Source organism: Dactylosporangium darangshiense, from assembly GCF_039537565.1.
GTDB lineage: Bacteria > Actinomycetota > Actinomycetes > Mycobacteriales > Micromonosporaceae > Dactylosporangium > Dactylosporangium darangshiense.
Window position 1 is genome coordinate 1 of sequence record NZ_BAABAT010000203.1, and the last position, 961, is coordinate 961.

At 71.0% G+C, this 961-nt stretch carries 1 protein-coding gene; it reads right to left on the minus strand.

From position 1 onward, the window contains the following. A partial coding sequence (locus tag ABD901_RS58700; RefSeq protein ID WP_345145100.1) for a transposase occupies window positions 1-838 on the minus strand: 838 nt, incomplete at its 3' end. Window positions 839-961 lie beyond the last annotated feature (123 nt).

The window sequence follows — 961 nt, forward strand, 5'->3', positions numbered from 1 at the left end:
TGGCGATCGCGGTGCGGACCTTGGCGTCGACGCGCACGGTGACAGAGAACCGCACCCGGGCCCGGCGGCAGGCGCCGATGACGGCGCGGGAGTAGAACGCCGAGTCCGCGCGGACCACGATCTCACCCGCCACCGGCTCGGTCGCTGCCGGCGTCGCTGCGCTGCCGGCCTGGGCGGCCAGGACGGCCTTGGTGGTGGCGATGGCCTCGGCGAGCAGCGAGGCCGCGCCGCGGGCCGAGCCGGCGTTGCCGGCGCGCAGCTGGGTCGCGGCGATCACCGGAGCCGCGTGCGGGGTGCTGATCGTGGCCACGAGAGGGTTCAGGCCGCGCAGCAGGACCTGGTAGCCGCCGACCTTGGCGTGGCCGAACCCGGCGCCCTGCTTCTGCTTGCCGTAGACCCGCCGCAGCAACGAGTCGATGTCCACGAAGGTGACCGCATCAGCGCTGGGCAGCAACGGCGCCCGTCCAGCCAGCCGGATCAGGAACTGCCGCGAGACGGCCTGCACCTGCCGGACGTGGCCGTGGCTGAACGCGCGCAGGAACGAGCCGAGCGTCGAGGGCGCGTAGATCCCGCTGAACACCGCCGGCATCCCGCCGTGACGTAGCACGTCCAGGTCGTCGATCGAGTCCGCGCCGGTCAGCATGCCCGCCACGATCGCGGCGACCTTTCCTGAGGCGTTGGCGCCCTTGTCCGTCGGCACACGCAGCCGAGCAGCGACGATGCCATGCAGCCCGCACACCTCGGCCAGCCGCATCACCGGTTCCAGGCCGGCGCACGACACCAGATTCGGATCATCGAACGAGGCGCGCACCCGCGCCGCGCTGTGCGGTAACCTCACCCTGACGGTGCCCTCTCGAACTGGACGATAGAAGCCTGAAGAACCTCTATCTTTCCAGCTCGCGGGGGCATCATCGCATCCGGGCCCTCGTGCTCACATCAATCCCATCGGTGGATCAGGGCT